The organism is Sporomusa acidovorans (genome assembly GCF_900101845.1).
In the GTDB taxonomy this organism is placed as follows: Bacteria; Bacillota; Negativicutes; order Sporomusales; family Sporomusaceae; genus Sporomusa; species Sporomusa acidovorans.
Map to the genome: position 1 here is coordinate 1 of NZ_FNAM01000121.1, position 1,334 is coordinate 1,334.

Below are 1,334 nucleotides of genomic sequence, written 5' to 3' on the forward strand. Positions count from 1 at the left end.
TCTGGTTATCAAGTAAACTAATTTGTGCGTCTAAAGACTGCACAATGCTAGCATAGCATTGTGTTGTGGCGGCATAGGCCGACAGGGATATGCCCGTAACTTGGGCATCATCGGCGCAAGATAACAAATCAGCATATTTTTGCTGAGCATATAATCTACCCTTACGGGATACCGTTTGCAGCATGTCCAGTATGACATGCTGATTGGCTTTCTTGCTCCATTCACAAGGTGTGGGAAACTTATTTACTAGAGTCAAGGCCGTAAGCGATCCAGGGTTAAGGACAGTAGGAAAAAGAGGAGCAATTTGTTCAATAGCACACTGTAACTTATTGAGCAAATTGGCTCGTTGTTCTACCAGCTGCCCCCTTGTTCTTGCTAAGACCTTCAAATTGGCCAGCTGTTCTTTAGGCATAGTTGTAGGATAAAAAGCATGAACAAATAACAGTCTTGCCAATTCAAGTGCATCAACCCGGTCTGTCTTAACTTTTCTTACGACAGAATTTTTGATAGAATGAGAGATAAGGTGATTGATGTGGTAGACTTCAAAACCCTGTTTCAAGAAAAAGTGGACGATGCGCTGAGAGTAGTGACCCGTGGATTCTAGGGCGATGAGCGGTTTACTACTAAATGCTTCTTCCACTTTTCTTATTTGCCCTAGAAAAAATAAAAGCCCCTGTTTAGTATTTAGAGCTTTAAAAGACTTCAAAAAGGTAGTACAAGTTGGAGATACTGCTGCATAAAAACAAAAATTTTTGGCTACATCAATGCCAATAACCGGACGATTAGTCAACAACGCTGACCTCCTATAAGATAAATTGAAGGGTTATCCATTCCAAGCTCAAAGATTACCGCCTTGCACGTGAAACGGGAATAAACTCCCAACCAGCTAAAACGTAAATGCTTTGGAAATGGATGAATTGTCTTTAGTTATGGGTATAGAAAAATCTTCCCTGGGACAGGGCCATGCATATCCTTCTTCCTCATTATACCTATATATTCCGCATTAAAGAATACTGCAGGCGCAGGTGGGCGGTGTATTGACAACGCTCCACCACTGGCGTTTGACTTCCGCTTTTGCCAACACACCACCCGCCTGCACAAATCTTTAGCACGTTGTATATAGAAACTGATTGTTCAGAGTTTTTCTATCCCAAAATGGATAACCCTTCTGTACTATATCTTACAGGGGACAGGTATATCGTTTTTTGAAATACTAAACCTGTCCCCGTGTTTCCAGAACTGGAAAAGAAAAAGTCCGAAGGCTATCATAACGGCGACTTGGTCGGTAAGTCTGGCCTGGAAAAAGTTTATGACAAGGAAATCCGCGGAGTAAA

At 41.9% G+C, this 1,334-nt stretch carries 2 protein-coding genes; one reads left to right on the forward strand and one right to left on the reverse strand.

What is annotated here, in order from left to right:
• A partial coding sequence (locus BLR65_RS28810) for an IS110 family transposase (RefSeq protein ID WP_176772837.1) occupies positions 1–790 on the reverse strand: 790 nt, incomplete at its 3' end.
• Between the two features lie 437 nt (positions 791–1,227).
• Between BLR65_RS28810 and BLR65_RS28815 the strand changes: the two genes are divergently transcribed.
• Positions 1,228–1,334, forward strand: a 107-nt coding sequence (locus tag BLR65_RS28815) for a hypothetical protein (protein WP_143122714.1), incomplete at its 3' end; no start/stop codon positions are given.